At 66.5% G+C, this 16,337-nt stretch carries 15 protein-coding genes; 6 read left to right on the top strand and 9 right to left on the bottom strand.

All coding sequences use genetic code 11. The annotated features are described in order from the left end of the window. Positions 1 to 38: 38 nt before the first annotated feature. The 4 genes from ACV4UZ_RS02510 to gyrA are packed head-to-tail and all read right to left on the bottom strand — an operon-like array spanning position 39 to position 4,266. The gene (locus ACV4UZ_RS02510; protein ID WP_491599357.1) at positions 39 to 584 is read right to left on the bottom strand and encodes a peptidylprolyl isomerase; all 546 of its coding nucleotides are present in this window, start codon (positions 582 to 584) and stop codon (positions 39 to 41) included. A gap of 4 nt (positions 585 to 588) precedes the next feature. Then, positions 589 to 1,065: a peptidylprolyl isomerase gene (locus ACV4UZ_RS02505; protein WP_491599356.1), complete on the bottom strand. Its 477-nt coding sequence runs from the start codon at positions 1,063 to 1,065 to the stop codon at positions 589 to 591. 11 nt (positions 1,066 to 1,076) lie between these two features. Beyond that, the gene (coaD, locus tag ACV4UZ_RS02500; protein WP_491599355.1) at positions 1,077 to 1,583 is read right to left on the bottom strand and encodes a pantetheine-phosphate adenylyltransferase; all 507 of its coding nucleotides are present in this window, start codon (positions 1,581 to 1,583) and stop codon (positions 1,077 to 1,079) included. Next, on the bottom strand, positions 1,576 to 4,266 hold the full coding sequence (gyrA, locus tag ACV4UZ_RS02495; RefSeq protein WP_491599354.1) for a DNA gyrase subunit A: 2,691 nt from the start codon (positions 4,264 to 4,266) through the stop codon (positions 1,576 to 1,578). The genes coaD and gyrA overlap by 8 nt, the downstream gene beginning before the upstream one ends. Positions 4,267 to 4,451: 185 nt before the next feature. Here gyrA and ACV4UZ_RS02490 point away from each other — a divergent pair, with 185 nt between their 5' ends. From ACV4UZ_RS02490 to ACV4UZ_RS02480, 3 genes are all read left to right on the top strand, one after another. Next, a complete protein-coding gene (locus ACV4UZ_RS02490; protein ID WP_491599353.1) occupies positions 4,452 to 4,862 on the top strand; it encodes a hypothetical protein in 411 nt (136 codons plus the stop codon). A 68-nt stretch (positions 4,863 to 4,930) separates the two neighbouring features. Next, entirely contained in the window at positions 4,931 to 5,446 is a 516-nt protein-coding gene (gene ssb, locus ACV4UZ_RS02485; RefSeq protein WP_491599352.1) for a single-stranded DNA-binding protein, read from the top strand. 35 nt (positions 5,447 to 5,481) lie between these two features. Continuing rightward, positions 5,482 to 6,342: a hypothetical protein gene (locus tag ACV4UZ_RS02480; protein ID WP_491599351.1), complete on the top strand. Its 861-nt coding sequence runs from the start codon at positions 5,482 to 5,484 to the stop codon at positions 6,340 to 6,342. 45 nt (positions 6,343 to 6,387) lie between these two features. On the opposite strand, the gene ACV4UZ_RS02475 is transcribed toward ACV4UZ_RS02480, so the two are convergent. Genes ACV4UZ_RS02475 through ACV4UZ_RS02465 form a run of 3 tightly spaced genes read right to left on the bottom strand, consistent with a single transcriptional unit; the run spans position 6,388 to position 11,763 of the window. Then, on the bottom strand, positions 6,388 to 7,806 hold the full coding sequence (locus ACV4UZ_RS02475) for an HlyD family type I secretion periplasmic adaptor subunit (protein ID WP_491599350.1): 1,419 nt from the start codon (positions 7,804 to 7,806) through the stop codon (positions 6,388 to 6,390). Position 7,807: 1 nt separating this feature from the next. After that, on the bottom strand, positions 7,808 to 9,985 hold the full coding sequence (locus tag ACV4UZ_RS02470) for a peptidase domain-containing ABC transporter (protein ID WP_491599349.1): 2,178 nt from the start codon (positions 9,983 to 9,985) through the stop codon (positions 7,808 to 7,810). Then, positions 9,982 to 11,763 carry a peptidase domain-containing ABC transporter gene (locus tag ACV4UZ_RS02465; RefSeq protein WP_491599348.1) on the bottom strand — a complete coding sequence of 594 codons (1,782 nt, stop codon included), beginning with the start codon at positions 11,761 to 11,763 and terminating at the stop codon, positions 9,982 to 9,984. The genes ACV4UZ_RS02470 and ACV4UZ_RS02465 overlap by 4 nt, the downstream gene beginning before the upstream one ends. 221 nt (positions 11,764 to 11,984) lie before the next feature. Between ACV4UZ_RS02465 and argE the strand changes: the two genes are divergently transcribed. Then, positions 11,985 to 13,154 (top strand): acetylornithine deacetylase, encoded by a 1,170-nt coding sequence (argE, locus tag ACV4UZ_RS02460; RefSeq protein ID WP_491599343.1) that lies wholly within the window; start codon positions 11,985 to 11,987, stop codon positions 13,152 to 13,154. Between the two features lie 10 nt (positions 13,155 to 13,164). Here argE and ACV4UZ_RS02455 read toward each other — a convergent pair whose 3' ends face one another. Both ACV4UZ_RS02455 and hflX read right to left on the bottom strand, forming a co-directional pair. After that, positions 13,165 to 13,926, bottom strand: a complete 762-nt coding sequence (locus ACV4UZ_RS02455) for an inositol monophosphatase family protein (RefSeq protein ID WP_491599342.1) — start codon at positions 13,924 to 13,926, stop codon at positions 13,165 to 13,167. Continuing rightward, positions 13,923 to 15,053, bottom strand: a complete 1,131-nt coding sequence (gene hflX, locus ACV4UZ_RS02450; RefSeq protein WP_491599347.1) for a GTPase HflX — start codon at positions 15,051 to 15,053, stop codon at positions 13,923 to 13,925. The genes ACV4UZ_RS02455 and hflX overlap by 4 nt, the downstream gene beginning before the upstream one ends. 52 nt (positions 15,054 to 15,105) lie before the next feature. Here hflX and ACV4UZ_RS02445 point away from each other — a divergent pair, with 52 nt between their 5' ends. Beyond that, the gene (locus ACV4UZ_RS02445) at positions 15,106 to 15,570 is read left to right on the top strand and encodes a hypothetical protein (protein WP_491599346.1); all 465 of its coding nucleotides are present in this window, start codon (positions 15,106 to 15,108) and stop codon (positions 15,568 to 15,570) included. Next, positions 15,567 to 16,328, top strand: coding sequence for an inositol monophosphatase family protein (locus ACV4UZ_RS02440; RefSeq protein WP_491599342.1), 762 nt, complete (start codon positions 15,567 to 15,569; stop codon positions 16,326 to 16,328). The genes ACV4UZ_RS02445 and ACV4UZ_RS02440 overlap by 4 nt, the downstream gene beginning before the upstream one ends. Positions 16,329 to 16,337: the final 9 nt, after the last annotated feature.

Genomic DNA, 16,337 nt, shown 5'->3' with positions numbered 1-16,337 from the left:
AGGCAGATGAGCGCCGCTCGTCAACGACTGGAAAGGCTCTATTTCTTGACGTCGGCCAGCACCTGCATGCGGATCAGCTTATCGGGCTTGGAAACGATACCGTTATCGGCCGGATCACCGGCCTTGATGCGGTCCACGCTCTCCATGCCCTCGAGCACCCGGCCCACCGCCGTGTAGCGGCCATCCAGGCTGGGGGACGAGCCGAACATGATGAAGAACTGGGAATCGGCGCTGTCCGGGCTGGCCGAGCGGGCCATGCCCACCACGCCACGCACGAAGGGCTCGCCGGTGAACTCGGCCCGCAGCTTGACGCCGGATCCGCCGGTGCCGGTGCCGGTGGGGTCGCCGCCCTGGGCCATGAAGCCCGGGATGACGCGGTGGAACACCGTGCCGTCATAGAAGCCCTTGCGGACCAGTTCCTTGATGCGGGCCACGTGCTTGGGGGCCAGATCGGGGCGCAGTTCGATGGTCACCTTGCCGGTGGCCAGTTCCATGACCAGGGTATTCTCGGGATCGGCGGCCTGGGCCGGCTGGGCGACGGCCAGAATCAGGGCGGCGGCAGCAAAAAACAGACGCTTCAGCATGATCTCAACCCTCGGAATCGGCGGCGACGCGCAAGGAGAGGATGCAGTCGGGATCGCTGACCGCCCCGGTGCGCGGCGCGCCCTTCTTGATGTTGTCCACGAATTCCATGCCCTCGACCACCTGGCCCCAGATGGTGTACTGGCGATCCAGGTAGGACTGGGTGTCGAAGCAGATGAAGAACTGGGAATCGGCGCTGTCCGGCGACTGGGCGCGGGCCATGGAGCAGGTGCCGCGCACATGCTTGCCGCTGTTGAACTCGGCCTTCAGCTTGGTGCCGGAGCCGCCGGTGCCGGTGCCGAGCGGGCAGCCGGTCTGGGCCATGAAGCCGTCGATCACCCGATGGAACTTGATGCCGTCATAGAACTTGGCGCGGGCCAGTTCCTTGATGCGGGCGACGTGGTTGGGGGCGAGGTCGGGGCGCAGTTCGATGACGACGCGACCGTCCTTCAGGTCGAGATACAGGGTGTTCTCAAGGTCCACTTTGGTCTTCCTTAAGCCGAGAAGCCGAATTTGTCGTCGAGCCGCGCCTTGACGCGGGGGCTGACGAACTGGGAGATGTCGCCGCCCAGGCGGCCGATCTCCTTGACGAAACGCGACGAGATGAACTGGCAACGCTCCGACGCCATCAGGAAGATGGTCTCGATGTCGGAGGTCAGGCGGGCGTTCATGCCGGCCATCTGGAACTCATACTCGAAATCGGAAACGGCGCGCAGGCCCCGCACGATCAGATTGGCGCCGCACTTGGCGGTGAAATCCACCAGCAGGGTGTCGAAGGGGCGCACCTCGATGCTGACGCCCACGGATTGGGACAGCTCGGCCATTTCGGCCTCGGCCATGGCGACCCGTTCCTCCAGGGTGAACAGCGGCCCCTTGCCGGCGTTGACCGCCACGGCGACGATCAGATGATCGACCATGCGGGTGGCGCGGGCCACGATGTCCATGTGCCCGTTGGTGATGGGGTCGAAGGTCCCGGGATAAAGACCGACGCGCTTAGGCATCCTCGCCTCCCGCCATATCCTCGGCTTCATCCCCGGCTCCTTCGTCGGCCTCGTCGGGCTCGTCGCCATTGCTTCCGATATCGCACAGTCTGGCGGCGGATACCACCCGCTCGTTCTCGGCGGTGCGCAGCAGGGTGACGCCCTGAGTCTTGCGGCCGGCGATGCGGATGTCGTCCACCGGCATGCGGATCAGCTTGCCGCCGTCGCTCACCAGCATGATGTCATCCTCGTGGTTGACGGGGAACGACGCCACCACGGTGCCGGTCTTGGCGGTCATGTCCAGATTGGCGATGCCCGAGCCGCCACGGCCGGTGATGCGGTACTCGAAGGCCGAGGTGCGCTTGCCGAAACCGTTCTCGGTGACGGTGAGCACGAACTGCTGCTCGGCCCCCATCCTTTCCATCTGTTCGGCCGGCAGGTCCCCCTTGAGGAAGGCCTCGCGGGTCTCGGAATCATAGTCGGTGTGGCGCAGGATGGACATGGAGATGACCTCGTCGTCCCCGTCCAGCCGGATACCGCGCACGCCGGTGGAATCGCGGCTCTTGAACTCGCGCACCTCCTGGACCGGGAAGCGGATGGCCTTGCCCAGATGGGTGGCCAGCAGCACGTCGTCGGTTTCGGCGGAACAGGTCTGCACCGAGATCAGGCGCTCGCCCTCGCCCAGCTTCATGGCGATCTTGCCGTTGGCGCGCACCTCGGTGAAGTCGGACAGCGGATTGCGCCGCACGTCGCCCTTGGAGGTGACGAACATGACGTGCAGGTCGCCCCAGGTGGTCTCGTCCTCGGGCAGCGGCATGACGGTCGAGATGGTCTCGCCCTCGTCCAGCGGCAGCAGGTTGACCATGGCCTTGCCGCGCGCCTGGGGATTGCCCAGGGGCAGGCGGTAGACCTTCAGCTTGTAGGCGATGCCGGTGGACGAGAAGAACAGCACCGGGGTGTGGGTGTTGGCCACGAACACCTCGGACAGGAAGTCCTCGTCCTTGATGTTCATGCCCGAACGGCCCTTGCCGCCGCGCTTCTGGGCGCGATAGGCCGAGACCGGCACCCGCTTGATGTAGCCGGTGTTGGTCACCGTCACCACCATGTCCTCGCGGGCGATGAGGTCCTCGATGTCGGCCTCGAACTCGTTTTCCTCGATGGTGGTGCGGCGCGGCGTGGCGAACTGCTCGCGGATTTCCAGCAATTCGCCCTTCATCACCTCGAACAGGCGGGGGCGCGACGACAGGATCAGCAGGTAGGCCTCGATCTGATGGCCGATCTCGCGCAGCTCGTCGCCGATCTTGTCGCGCTCGAGCCCCGTCAGGCGGTGCAGGCGCAGGTCCAGGATGGCCTTGGCCTGGATTTCGGACAGGCGATAGCAGCCGTTCTCGTCGATGACGCGGCCGGGCTCGTCGATCAGGCGGATCAGCGGCTCCACGTCGCCCACCGGCCAGGCCCGGGTCATCAGCTTCTCGCGCGCCTCGGAAGGATCGGGGGCGGCGCGGATCAGGCGGATCACCTCGTCGATATTGGCCACGGCGATGGCCAGGCCGGCCAACACGTGGGCGCGGTCGCGGGCCTTGCCCAGCTCGAAGATGGTGCGCCGGGTGATCACCTCCTCGCGGAAGGCGATGAAGGCCTTGATGATGTCCCTGAGCGTCATCATCTCGGGCCGGCCGCCATTGAGCGCCAGCGAGTTGACGCCGAAGCTGGTCTGCAGCGGCGTGAAGCGGTAGAGCTGGGCCAGCACCACGTCGGCGATGGCGTCGCGCTTGATCTCGATCACCACCCGCACGCCGTCGCGGTCGGATTCGTCCCTGAGATCGGAAATGCCCTCGAGCTTCTTGTCGCGCACCAGCTCGGCGATCTGCTCGAGCATTCGGGCCTTGTTCACCTGATAGGGAATCTCGGTGACGACGATGGCGTCCCGGTCCTTGCGGATTTCCTCGATGTGGACGCGGCCGCGCATCACCACCGAGCCGCGCCCGGTCAACTGGGCGGCGCGGATGCCGGAGCGGCCGAGAATGGTGCCGCCGGTGGGGAAGTCGGGACCGGGCACCAGCTCCATCAGCCGCTCGGCCGTCACCTCGGGATCGTCGATATAGGCGCAGCAGGCGTCGATCACCTCGCCCAGATTGTGGGGCGGAATGTTGGTGGCCATGCCCACCGCGATACCGCCGGCGCCGTTGACCAGCAGGTTGGGATAGCGGGCGGGCAGCACCGTGGGTTCATGGGTGGATTCGTCGTAATTGGCCTGGAAATCGACGGTTTCCTTGTCGATGTCCTCGAGCAGGGAATGGGCCGAGCGGGCCAGGCGGGCCTCGGTATAGCGCATGGCCGCCGGCGGGTCGCCGTCCATGGAGCCGAAATTGCCCTGCCCGTCCACCAGGGGCAGGCGCATGGAGAAGTTCTGCGCCATGCGCACCATGGCGTCGTAGATGGCCGAATCGCCGTGGGGGTGATACTTACCCATGACGTCGCCGACGATGCGCGCCGATTTGCGGAAGGGCTTGTTGAAGTGGTAGCCCGCCTCGTTCATGGCGAACAGGATGCGGCGGTGGACCGGCTTCAGCCCGTCGCGGACGTCGGGAAGCGCGCGGCTCACGATCACGCTCATGGCGTAATCGAGATAGGAGCGCTTCATCTCGTCTTCGATGGTGACCGGAGTGATATCGAATTGCGGCGACGCGGGAGGCGTGGTCAACGAAATTTTCCCATCGGTTTCAAAAAGGAACCAGAACTTGGGGTGGACACAGGTCCACGCGGGCGCACGCTACCAGATATCGTGTCTCGCGACAACCCGAGGGTATGGAGCGCGGGTATTGAAGTGAAACCGCCGCCCCTCTCTGGCATAATGGCCCCCGGCGCTGCTTGCCATCGGGATGGAGCATGAAGCACGAAATCTCAGCCGCCCAGGTGGTTTCGGCCCGGGCCTCCGACACCGGCGACGCCATCCGCGTCGTGCTGGCCGACGAATCCGGCGAGGAACACGTGGTGATCCTGCCGCTGGACCAGCTGACCCTGCTGTCGGCCTGGCTTGAGCAGGCCGGGCGGATTCCGGCCGAGGAAGCCTCCCTGCCCTCGGCCGCTCCCGCCTCGGCCGTTCCCGCCCAGTCGGTGGAGCGCTGGACCATCCAGCCCGAGGCCGATGACGAGCACATCGTGCTGGGCTTCAAGCTGGCCAAGGGCGCCGAGATGAGCCTGCGCATGCACAGAAGCGGCGTCGCCGCCTATGCCAAGGCGCTGACCTCCATGCTGGGCCGCCTGCTGCCCGCGCCGCCGACCAAGGCCAAGCATTAGGCCTTCCGCGCGCCGGTTCCATGCAATATGATCCGCGCCACGTTTTTCCAAGGGGAGCCACGAACGCCATGGCTGGCAGCGTCAACAAGGTCATTCTGGTCGGCAATCTGGGCCGCGATCCCGAGGTGCGCACCTCGCAGGACGGCTCGAAGATCGTCAACCTGAACATCGCCACCTCCGAGACCTGGAAGGATCGCGGCACCGGCGAGCGCAAGGAGAAGACCGAGTGGCACCGGGTGGTGATCTTCAATCCCAACCTGGCCGACATCGCCGAGCGCTACCTGAGGAAGGGCTCCAGCGTCTATGTCGAGGGCGCTCTCCAGACCCGCAAGTGGACCGACCAGTCCGGCCAGGAAAAGTACTCCACCGAGGTGGTGATCGGCCGCTTCAAGGGCGAGCTGACCCTGCTGGGCGGCCGTGACGGCGGCGGTGGCGGCGGTGGCTATGGCGGCGGCGGCGGTGGTGGTGGCTACGACGATGCTCCGCGCCAGGGTGGCGGCAATGCCGGCGGCGGCTCGCGCCAGCAGGGCGGCGGCCAGTCCTGGGAACCCCCGGCCGATCTGGACGACGAAATCCCGTTCTGATCCGGGGCGTTGCCGGCTTTCATCGGGGGGACGCCATGACGGAACGCGCCGAGTGCCTGTACGATTCCCTTTGGTCGGAGCGGCTGGATTTCCTGCGTTCGGTCGTCGCTTCGGGTGAGACGGAACGCACGCGGGCGGTCAATGCCCTTCTGCGGCAGATCGACGCGACCATTCCCGTCCAGAAATACCTGGACGATGGCGGCAGGCCGATTCAGATGCCCGCCAACGCCTTTGGCGGAAACTTCTGCACCTATATCGGGGTGCACGGTGATCTGGCCATGTCGCCCGCCTTCCTGCGCGGAAGCCTGCCCGCCGACTGGATTTTCCGCACCCTCGCCGCCGAGTCCTTCGACCATGTCTGCGAGTTGGGGGCCGGCTGGGGCTATAACCTTTTCGATCTCCACGATCTGGGCCTCGACCGCCGGATCGGCCTGTTCGCCGGCGAGTACACCGATTCCGGCGTGGCGATGATCGAGACCCTGGCGGCATTGGCTCCCAAGCTGCCGCTCCAGGCCTTTCACATGGACTTCACCGATCCCGATCCGCGGGCCTGGCCGGTGCCCAAGACGGGACGGACGCTGTTCTACACCAACCACGCCATCGAACAGGTCCCCGCCATCGGCAGCGCCTTCATTCAGGGCATCGTCGAAACCTATCCCGATTGCGCCGTCATCCATTTCGAACCCATCGGGCATCAAATTCCCGAGGAACAGGGGTCGTTCAGGATGAAGGCCCAATACGAATGGTTCCGGAAGAGCAACTGGAACATGGACCTGTACGAGTCCATCCGCAAGGCGCAGCTTCTGCGGAAGATCGACGTCGCCTATCTGTTCGTGAACTATTACGGCCGCGATCCTCAGAACCTGTGCTCGATCATCCGCTGGAAGCCGAGATGAGGCCGGGACGCGGTGGCCGGAACCGGCCACCGCGTCGTGCCGCCATCAGCGTTCGTGGAACGACTGCTGAATCTGGGTGAAGATCGGCTTCAGCATGTATTGCAGCAACGTCTTGTCGCCGGTGATGATTTCCGCCGTCACCGACATGCCGGGCTGGATGGTGTAGCGGCCCGGCGTCAGGCCGACGTAATTGTTCTTGAGGTCGATCACGCCCTTGAAGAAGGGATTGCCCTTCTCGTCGGCGAAGCTGGAGGCGGAAATCTTGGTGAGCGTCCCGTCCACCGCGCCGTAGCGGGCGAAGTCGTAGGTGGTGACCTTGACCCGCACCGGCTGGCCGATCTTCAGATGGCCCACGTCCTTGGTGTTGATCTTGGCGTCCACCTTCATCTGGTTCTCGACGGGAACCACCTCGCAGACGTTGCCGCCGGCCTGGATGACGGCGCCCTGGTTCTTGACGGTCAGCCCCTTGACCAGGCCGCGCACCGGCGCGACGATTTCCAGGCGCTTCACCCGGTCCTCGAGACGGCCGATGCTTTCCTGCACCTGGGCCAGTTCGTTGATGGTGGTGCCCAGATCGTCCATGGTCGCCTTCTGCAGCGAGGACCTGTTGTCCATCAGCCGGTTTTCCACTTCGGCCAGGGCCTCTCGGGCGGTGACCTCCTGACCGATCAGGCGGGCCAGTTCGCCCTGGACTCGTGACAGCTCGCGCTTGGTGTCCAGGTAGACCACCCGGGAGACCAGCCCCTTGGCGACCAGTTCCTGGCGCATGTTCATCTCTTCCTGCAGCGGCCCCAGCTGCTCGCGCAGAGAGCGTTCCTGGGATTCCAGCAGGCGCAGGTCGGAACGCTTCTGCTCCATCTGCGACAGGATGACCGAGCGCGAGGTGTCGCGGGCCTGGGACTGGCTGTTGAAAATGGCCAGATTGTCGGCGATCAGCCGCTCGTAGCCCTGGGGCATGTGGGAGAAGTCGGGCTGGCGCTCCTCGGCCAGGGCGCGCAGGCGTTCGGCCTTGATCAGCAAGGTGGCTTCGCGGGCCCTGGTCTGCTCCAGGTCCGAGATGGCCTGGGCCGGATTGAGCCGGATGATGGGCGCCCCCGCCTCCACCAGATCGCCGTCGCGGGCGACGATGTCCTGGACGATGCCGCCTTCCAGATGCTGAACCGCCTGGACCTGACCCGAGGGAATGATCTGGCCCTCGGCGGTGGCGATTTCCGGAACGTCGGTCAGCGCCGCCCAGACCACGAAGGCGGCGGTGGTGGCGCTGGCCAGCATCATGGTGAAGCGGACGAGGCCCGAAGTGCCGCTCTCCTCCAGCACCAGGGCCTGGGCCAGGTGCCGCGATTGCCGGTTGGACAGCTTGATCACCGGCTTGGCGGGTCCGGCGGCCTGGGGCACCTTGTCGGGCTGGGGAACGTTGACGAGGTTCTGGCCCTGATTTGGATTGGGATTGGGATTCGTGCTCATGTCAGATCAGGTCCGGCGGTATGCGGGCCCGGACTTCCTCGGCCGGGCCGGCGAGACGCAGATAGCCGCCATCGAACACCAGGATCCGGTCGGCGGCCCGCAGATGGCTGGGGCGATGGGTGACCATGAAGATGGTGGACTGGCCGCGGAAATTCTCGACGGATTGCATGAAGGTACGGTCGCCCTCGAAATCAAGGCCGTTGACCGGCTCGTCGAACAGCATGATCGGGCTGCGCTTGAGATAGCCCCTGGCCAGGGACAGCTTCTGGACGAAACTGGTGGGCAGGTGCTCGGACGCGCCCTCGCCGATGCGGGTCTCCAGGCCACGCGGCAGGCCCATGATTTCCTCCCACACGTCGGCCTGGTCGCAGGCCCAGCGGATGTCGGCGTCGGTGGCGGTGGGATGGGCCAGCCGCAGGTTCTGGGCCACCGTTCCGAAGAACAGGTTGCAGGTCTGCGGCACGTAGGAAATCATGTGCCGCATCTCGATGGGGTCGATCTGGCGGATGTCGGTGGCGTCGATCTTCACCGCGCCGGCCTGGGGAGCGTAAAGGCCGAGCAGGACCTTGAGGATGGTGGACTTGCCCGAGCCGTTGCGCCCCGTCACGCACACCACCTCGCCCGGCTCCACCTCGAAGGAGACGCCCACCAGGGCGGGGTCGGACTCGTTGTTGTAGCGCAACGACACCCGGGAAAAGACCACCCGGCCCTTGATGTTCTTCAGGGGCGCCACGATGGCCTTGGGGTCGCGCTCCGGCTTGATGCCCATCAGGCCGTCGATCTGGCGGATGGACCCCCTCACCTGCTCGACCCGCTGCAGCATGGTGAAGCCGGTCTGCAGCGGCGACAGAACCCGCCACACCAGCATCATGGCGGCGATCAGGCCGCCGATGGACAGCGCCCCGTCGATGACGCCCAGCACGCCGACCATGATGGTGGCCAGGCCCGACGAGATGATCAGGATGTTGGACCCGGTGCTGATGGCCACGGCGAACATGCCGTTCTTGAATCCGCCCATGGCGGCGCGGGCCGACATCTCGCGGTAGCGCTTGACCCAGGTGTGCTCGGCGGCGGCCAGCTTGACGGCGCGCATCTTGCCCAGCGCCTCCACCAGGAATTCCTGGCGGCGCGAGCCGGCGCGCGACGCGATGCCCACGTTCTTGCGCACCACCGGCATCACCGCCCAGCCGCCGATCAGGAACAGGATGGTGCCCACCACCGGCACCAGGGCGATCACCCCACCCAGCAGGGCGATGACGGTGAAGTAGAAGATGGCGAAGGGCAGTTCCATGAACACCGTGGCCAGGGGGCCGGTGAAGAACTCGCGCACCGATTCGAAGTCCTTGATGCGCGCCACCTGGGCGCCGATGGTGGCGCGCTCGGTGAAGCCGGGCGGCAGCGCCAGGATGTGCTGGAAGATGTTGTTGCCCATGATGTTGTCGAGCCTGGCGCCGACGAAGGCCAGGATGCGGGCGCGGACCTCGCGCAGCACCGCGTCGGCGGCCAGCGCCATGGTCACCCCGATGGAGAGCGACACCAGCATGGAATAGGATTCGGCGCCGATCACCTTGTCGTAGACCGACATGGTGAACAGCGGCGTGCCCAGCGAGAAGACGTTGAGCACGAAGGTGACGAAGAAGGCCTGCCAGTAGAGCGGGCGGAACCGCTCCAGCACGCTCTTGAACCAGCTGGCCGGCTTGGCGGCGCCGGCATCGCCCCCCAGGTTGGTGAAGAAGTAGGCGGTGCCCTTGATGCCTTGGGTGTCGATCTTGGTGGTGATGCCCTGGGCGCTGTCGAACACCTCGGCCTCGCCGTCCTCGGCGATCTTCTTCACCACCAGGGCGTGGCTCGTATCGGGCAGGAACAGGCAGGGCAGCAGGCGGGAATCGATGATCTCCAGGTCCAGGCGCTCGGGCCGGCTGGAAAAGTTCAACGTCGCCATCACGTTGCGCAGGCCGGTGAGATCCAGGTCGTTGGCGAAGTGCGGCAGGGATTCGGCCACGTGGCGCGGATCGCCCTTCCAGCCCAGCGACTTCAGCAGGGGCAGCAGGCAGGCCGCCAGGTCCGAGGCGGCGGAAAAGCCGCCCAGCGCGTTCTGGGCCAGCTGCTGCTCGTACTGCTCGATGGCCTGCTGGTTGGGCTTGCGCGACGACAGGCTGTTGGTGGCGGCGACCGTCATGCCGGCCCTCCCTGGGGCAGCAATCCGGCGGGCGCCTCGGGCAGGGGCGGACGCTCCTCGCGCGGGGGCTTGGCGAGCAGGGTCCCATCCTTCAGATCGAACACCCGGTCGGCCAGCTTGACCAGGGACGGACGCGGCGTGACCAGCACCAGGGTGCGCTTGCCCTTGGCCCGCTCCAGCCAGACGCGCAGGAAATTGTCGCCGGTGGTGTCCACCGCGGTGTTGGCCTCGTCGAACAGGACGACGCGCGGATTGTTGACCAGGGCGCGGGCGATGGCGATGCGCTGCTTGATGCCGCGCGGCAGGGAATCATAGGCGCCGTCGCCCACCGGCGTGTCGTAGCCGAGCGCCATGGTCGCCACCACCTCGTCCAGGCCGAGCAGCGCGGCGGTCTCCACCGCCACGTCGTCGAATTCCTTGCGGAACATGGTGATGTTCTGAAGGATCGTTCCCTGGAACAGCACGCCCATCTGCGGCAGGAAGGCGATGTGGTCGCGCACGCTCTGGGGCTCGAACATGGTCATGGGCTGGCCATCCACCAGCACCTGCCCCGTGGTCGGCTTGATGGCGCCCTGCATGAGGGTCAGCAGGGTGGTCTTGCCGCTGCCGTTGCCCCCCGAGATGGCGATGCACTCGCCCTCGCCGATCTTGATGGAGGCGTCGCGGATGATCACCGGCAGCTTCTCGCCGTAGCGGAAGCTGCAATCCACCAGTTCCAGCCCGCCCTTGCAGGCGGTCATCTTGGGCAGGCCCTTCTCGGATTCCGGCTTCAGCTTGAACAGTTCGGTCAGACGGTGGCGGGCCAGCATGAAGGACTGGAAGCGGGTCCACACCCCCAGCGCCTTCTGGATGGGGGCCATGGCGCGGCCGGCCAGCATGGAACAGGCCGCCAGGCCGCCGGTGGTCATCTCGCCGTTCAGCACCACCAGGGCGCCGAACATGGCGACGCAGACGGTGGTCGCCTGGGAGAAGAACGACGAAAGGCCCATGGCGGTCGAGGAATTGAGCGCCACCTGATAGGCGCCCTCGGCGCAGGTCTCCTGCAGGCGCTCGTAGCGGCGCACCATCTGCGCCTCCATGGCGAAGGCCTTGACGCTGTGGATGCCGCCCAGCACCTCGATGATGAAGTTGAAGCGCCGGTCGTCGGCGGTCATGCGCTTTTGCAGCGCGCCGCGCAGCTTGCCGCCCAGGACGACGGCCGAGATGCAGAACAGCACCAGGATGGTGATGGGCACGAAGACCAGGGCGCCGCCCATCATGGCCACCAGGCTGAGATAGAGAACCGCGAACGGCAGGTCGAGCAGGGTCAGCATGGCCTGGCCGGCGTAGAATTCGCGCACCGTCGCCAGGGAGTTCATGCGCTCCAGATGGGCGCCCGACCCATCCTTCTCGAACTCGTCGACGCCGGCCATCACCAGATGGTTGAGCGCGGTGCAGCCGGCATTGTGCTCGAACTTGGCCCCGACCCAGCCGGTGATCCAGGAACGGCAGAAATTGAGGGCGGATTCCAGCAGCAGGGCGGCGAACACCGCCCCCATCAGGAACACCATGGTGCCCACCGACTTGTTGGGCAGGATGCGGTCGTAGACCTGCAGCAGGGCCATGGGCAGGGCAAGGCCCAGCACGTTCAGGAACAGCGAGGCCACCGCCAGATCGAACAGGTTGCTCTTCAGGGTCGACAGCGAGGCGATGCTGAAAGCCGGCGGCTCGGCGCTTCCGGCTCCGGCATGGGAAGGCCCGGAACCGGGCGCGGCAGCCCCCTCGGGCCTCGCGGCCACGGGGTCACTCATCCGTAAGCGTCACGGGCTGCAAGCTTGTGCTCCCTCGCCACCAACAAAATCAGCCGCCCCTGCCCCGTCGGCAAGCGGGAGAATAGCGCTCCGGGTCCGTAATAACCACAAGATATTGGATATAAGCTGGCGCAAGGGCTGGTTTTCCCGCCATGAGGAGCATTATGATGGAGGCACTGCGCAAAGCCTCCCAGAGCGAGAACGGGTCCTTGAACGAACATGCCGAAACGCCCCTGCCGGCCAGCATCGAAACGATCGAGAGATTAATCGCGATCGATACTACAAGTTATAAGACTAATTTACAGTTAATCGATCTGGTGGAGGAAATCCTTTCCGGTCTTGGAGCGTCCGTGCGGAGGACTTGGGACGAATCTCGAAACAAAGCGAATATCTTTGCCACGATTGGCCCCGAAGATGTCCCTGGAATAGTTCTGTCTGGCCATACCGACGTGGTCCCGGTGGATGGCCAGGACTGGTCCGCCGACCCGTTCCGCCTGCGTCGGGCCGATGGCAAGCTGTACGGTCGGGGCACCGCCGACATGAAGAGCTTCATCGCCATCTGCTTGGCCCTCGCCCCCGACTTCGCCGCCGCGCCGCTGAAGATGCCGGTGCATTTCGCCTTTTCCTACGACGAGGAGGTGGGCTGCGTCGGCGTCCGCCGCCTGATCGACGATCTGGCCCATCTGGCGGTGCGTCCCCTTCTCTGCATCGTCGGCGAACCCACCGGGATGAAGGCGGTGATCGGCCACAAGGGCAAGAAGAGCGTGCGGTGCCACGTGGAAGGGCACGAATGCCACTCCGCCCTCAACCACCTGGGGGTCAACGCCGTGGAGATCGCGGCGGAAATGGTCGTCAGGCTGCGCGCCATGCAACGGCGCATCCGCGAGACCGGCCCCTTCGACCACGGCTACCAGCCGCCCTACACCACCGTGCACACCGGCACCATGCAGGGCGGCACGGCGTTGAACATCGTGCCCAAATCCTGCTCGTTCGAGTTCGAGATCCGCAACCTGCCCGATCACGACCCCGAGGAGCTGATGGCCGAGGTGCGGGGGTGGGCCCAGGATCTGGTGCCCGAGATGCTGGGCGTCAGCGAGGCCAGCGGCATCACGCTCGACGAGCACAACTCGACGCCGGGCCTGGGGATGGACGAGATGGACGCGGCGGTCCGTCTGGTCTGCGCCCTCTCGGGCTCCAACCAGACCAGCAAGGTGGCCTTCACCACCGAGGCGGGATTGTTCCAGCAGGCCGGCATTCCGGCGGTGGTCTGCGGCCCCGGCGACATCGCCCAGGCCCACCGCCCGGACGAGTTCATCACCATCGAACAGGTGGCCAAGTGCGAGACCTTCCTGCGGCGCCTGCTGGCCCATATGTGCTGAGGCAGGAGGGCTACTCGATCACCGCCCGCAGCGATGTCCAGGTCCCCGGGGTGGGGGCCAGCAACAGACAGCCCTCCTCCGCCCGTGGACGGTAGGGCTTTCCGCTGGTCAGGGAGGCGTGGCCCCCCGACTCGGCGTGAATCAGCACCCCGGCCGCATGGTCCCAGGGCATCAGACGGTGGTAATGGGCGAAGTGCAGCTTGCCCGTTACCAGATCGATATAATCATGGGCGGCGCTGCCCTTGCGCATGGTCTTGGCCACCAGGGCCGAAAGGCGGCCGGATCGCTTCACCGAACCGGTAAGCTCGGCCAAGGGGGCGGACGGCAGCACGGCAAGGCGCTCCGCCCCCAGCCAGGCCCCCGCCCCAAGCTCGGCGGTCACCAGGCGCCGGCCCAGGGGATCGAGAATCCATCCCGCCACCGTCACCCCGTCCCGCACCAGGGCGACGATCACGGCGAAACGGGGATTGCCCTTGGCGAAATTGGCGGTGCCGTCCACCGGATCGATGATCCAGACATGCCCCTCGCCCTCCAGGACCCGCAGCAGGGCGGGATCGGCGGCCACCGCCTCCTCGCCCACCACGGCGGAACCGGGAATCAGGTCGCGCAGCCGCCGGGTCATCACCCGTTCGGCCTCGGTATCGGCCTCGGTGACCAGTTCGCCCGGCCGCTTCTCGCGGATCTGCCCGGCGGACAGATGGTTGAAGCGGGGCAGGATTTCCTCGTCCGCCGCCTCGGAGATGATGGAAGCCACCTTGTCGAAATCCATCATGCCCCCCTGCTCCCGGCCTTGCGCTGGTGAAAGCGCTTGATGTCGGCGGGGTCGAGCTTGACCCGCATGAAGGCCTGCGCCTCGTCGTCGCGCCGCGCCACCACCTCGCCGTGACTGTAAAGCCAGGCGATGGAGGCGCCATCGGACAGCGGCAGCGCCACGTCGAGGGTTTCCCGCGCCGCCCCCAGGCGGCGGTCCAGCTCGGCCAGCAGGTCGTCCACCCCCTCGCCGGTCACCGCCGACAGCGCCATGGCGCCATGGCGGCGCTTGGCCTGGTTGAGCACTTCCTCGCGGCCATGCTCGTCCAGCAGGTCGATCTTGTTCAGCGCCTCCACCAGCCCGCGATCCACCACCTCGGACAGCCCCAGCTCGCGGAGCACGGTGTCCACGTCGGCGGCCTGGGCCTCGGTGTCGGGATGGGAGACGTCGCGCACATGCACCACCACGTCGGCCTCCAGCACCTCCTCCAGGGTGGCGCGGAAGGCGGCGACCAGCTCGTGCGGCAGGTCGGAGATGAAGCCAACCGTATCCGACAGGATGATCTTGCGCCCCGACGGCAGCACCAGGGTGCGCATGGTGGGGTCGAGCGTGGCGAACAGCATGTCCTTGGCCATGACCTCGGCCCGGGTCAGCTGGTTGAACAGCGTGGATTTGCCGGCATTGGTGTAGCCCACCAGGGCGACGATGGGATAAGGCACCTTGCGCCGCGCCTTGCGGTGCAGTTCGCGGGTGCGCTTGACGTCGTCCAGCTCGCGCTCCAGCTTGACGATGCGCTCGCCGATCATGCGGCGGTCGGCCTCGATCTGGGTCTCGCCTGGACCGCCCAGGAAGCCGAAGCCGCCCCGCTGGCGCTCCAGGTGGGTCCACGACCGCACCAGACGCGAGCGCTGATAGCTAAGCGCCGCCAGTTCCACCTGCAGCGTGCCCTCGCGGGTGCGCGCCCGGGCGCCGAAAATCTCGAGAATCAGGCCGGTGCGGTCGATGACCTTGCCACGCTGTTCAACCAGCTGACCCGGGCCGAGGTCATGGCCAAGGACATGCTGTTCGCCACGCTCGACCCCACCATGCGCACCCTGGTGCTGCCGCTCGGGGCGCAAGATCATCCTGTCGGATACGGTTGGCTTCATCTCCGACCTGCCGCACGAGCTGGTCGCCGCCTTCCGCGCCACCCTGGAGGAGGTGCTGGAGGCCGACGTGGTGGTGCATGTGCGCGACGTCTCACCATCCCGACACCGAGGCCCGGCCGCCGACGTGGACACCGTGCTCCGCGAGCTGGGGCTGTCCGAGGTGGTGGATCGCGGGCTGGTGGAGGCGCTGAACAAGATCGACCTGCTGGACGAGCATGGCCGCGAGGAAGTGCTCAACCAGGCCAAGCGCCGCCATGGCGCCATGGCGCTGTCGGCGGTGACCGGCGAGGGGGTGGACGACCTGCTGGCCGAGCTGGACCGCCGCCTGGGGGCGGCGCGGGAAACCCTCGACGTGGCGCTGCCGCTGTCCGATGGCGCCTCCATCGCCTGGCTTTACAGTCACGGCGAGGTGGTGGCGCGGCGCGACGACGAGGCGCAGGCCTTCATGCGGGTCAAGCTCGACCCCGCCGACATCAAGCGCTTTCACCAGCGCAAGGCCGGGAGCAGGGGGGCATGATGGATTTCGACAAGGTGGCTTCCATCATCTCCGAGGCGGCGGACGAGGAAATCCTGCCCCGCTTCAACCATCTGTCCGCCGGGCAGATCCGCGAGAAGCGGCCGGGCGAACTGGTCACCGAGGCCGATACCGAGGCCGAACGGGTGATGACCCGGCGGCTGCGCGACCTGATTCCCGGTTCCGCCGTGGTGGGCGAGGAGGCGGTGGCCGCCGATCCCGCCCTGCTGCGGGTCCTGGAGGGCGAGGGGCATGTCTGGATCATCGATCCGGTGGACGGCACCGCCAATTTCGCCAAGGGCAATCCCCGTTTCGCCGTGATCGTCGCCCTGGTGCGGGACGGGGTGACGGTGGCGGGATGGATTCTCGATCCCCTGGGCCGGCGCCTGGTGACCGCCGAGCTTGGGGCGGGGGCCTGGCTGGGGGCGGAGCGCCTTGCCGTGCTGCCGTCCGCCCCCTTGGCCGAGCTTACCGGTTCGGTGAAGCGATCCGGCCGCCTTTCGGCCCTGGTGGCCAAGACCATGCGCAAGGGCAGCGCCGCCCATGATTATATCGATCTGGTAACGGGCAAGCTGCACTTCGCCCATTACCACCGTCTGATGCCCTGGGACCATGCGGCCGGGGTGCTGATTCACGCCGAGTCGGGGGGCCACGCCTCCCTGACCAGCGGAAAGCCCTACCGTCCACGGGCGGAGGAGGGCTGTCTGTTGCTGGCCCCCACCCCGGGGACCTGGACATCGCTGCGGGCGGTGATCGAGTAGCCCTCCTGC

Source organism: Paramagnetospirillum sp., from assembly GCF_058402745.1.
The sequence above is the reverse complement of the archived record's forward strand: the minus strand, read 5'-3'. Positions and strand labels throughout refer to the sequence as shown.

Bases quoted from the DNA above. Each gene is read 5' to 3' on its own strand.
- ACV4UZ_RS02510 (WP_491599357.1), bottom strand. From the start codon at position 584: ATGCTGAAGCGTCTGTTTTTTGCTGCCGCCGCCCTGATTCTGGCCGTC.
- coaD (WP_491599355.1), bottom strand. From the start codon at position 1,583: ATGCCTAAGCGCGTCGGTCTTTATCCCGGGACCTTCGACCCCATCACC.
- ACV4UZ_RS02490 (WP_491599353.1), top strand. From the start codon at position 4,452: ATGAAGCACGAAATCTCAGCCGCCCAGGTGGTTTCGGCCCGGGCCTCC.
- ssb (WP_491599352.1), top strand. From the start codon at position 4,931: ATGGCTGGCAGCGTCAACAAGGTCATTCTGGTCGGCAATCTGGGCCGC.
- ACV4UZ_RS02480 (WP_491599351.1), top strand. From the start codon at position 5,482: ATGACGGAACGCGCCGAGTGCCTGTACGATTCCCTTTGGTCGGAGCGG.
- ACV4UZ_RS02475 (WP_491599350.1), bottom strand. From the start codon at position 7,806: ATGAGCACGAATCCCAATCCCAATCCAAATCAGGGCCAGAACCTCGTC.
- ACV4UZ_RS02470 (WP_491599349.1), bottom strand. From the start codon at position 9,985: ATGACGGTCGCCGCCACCAACAGCCTGTCGTCGCGCAAGCCCAACCAG.
- ACV4UZ_RS02455 (WP_491599342.1), bottom strand. From the start codon at position 13,926: ATGATGGATTTCGACAAGGTGGCTTCCATCATCTCCGAGGCGGCGGAC.
- hflX (WP_491599347.1), bottom strand. From the start codon at position 15,053: ATGAAGCCAACCGTATCCGACAGGATGATCTTGCGCCCCGAGCGGCAG.
- ACV4UZ_RS02440 (WP_491599342.1), top strand. From the start codon at position 15,567: ATGATGGATTTCGACAAGGTGGCTTCCATCATCTCCGAGGCGGCGGAC.